General features: G+C 70.7%; 1 protein-coding gene. It reads left to right on the top strand.

The annotated features are described in order from the left end of the window. The coding region (locus tag FK530_RS25350) for a 6-phosphofructokinase (protein WP_193560377.1) at positions 1-399 on the top strand (399 nt) is incomplete at its 5' end. Between the last annotated feature and the right edge of the window lie 136 nt (positions 400-535).

The raw sequence follows: 535 nt of genomic DNA, 5'->3' as shown, positions 1-535 counted from the left end.
CCCTACTACGACAGGGACTTCCTGGCCACCGCCTTCGAGGCGGAGGGGCAGGGGCTCTTCGACGTGCGCAGCGCCGTGCTGGGGCACCTGCAGCAGGGAGGGGCGCCCTCACCCTTCGACCGCCTCCTGGCCACGCGCCTGGTGCACTCGGCCCTGGAGGTCCTCGCCGACCAGTTCCGGGCGGGCACCGATGACGCCGTCTACATCGGCACGACCTCCAACACCACGGCCGCCCGGCCCGTCGACCGCATGGAGGACGACCTGGACAAGGTCAACCGCCGCCCCCGTGACCAGTGGTGGATGGACCTGCGACCCGTCCTGGAGACCGTCTCCCTGCAGAACTCCGGGAACGTGCCCACCCCGGTCTCGATCATGGACGCCGTAGACCCGACCGAGTGAACGACCCTGACCGAGTGAACGATCCGACCGACTGAACGACCCCGGCCCCGCCCTCGTCCCCCCGCGACGCCCCGCGCGACGCCCCGGACACGCGGGCACACCATCCACAGGAGCAGACATGAGTGACATCCCCACC

It is taken from the genome of Tsukamurella conjunctivitidis, from assembly GCF_007858475.1.
GTDB classification, from domain to species: Bacteria; Actinomycetota; Actinomycetes; order Mycobacteriales; family Mycobacteriaceae; genus Tsukamurella; species Tsukamurella conjunctivitidis.
Note: the sequence above shows the minus strand (reverse complement) of the source record. Positions and strands in the feature narration are given on the sequence as shown.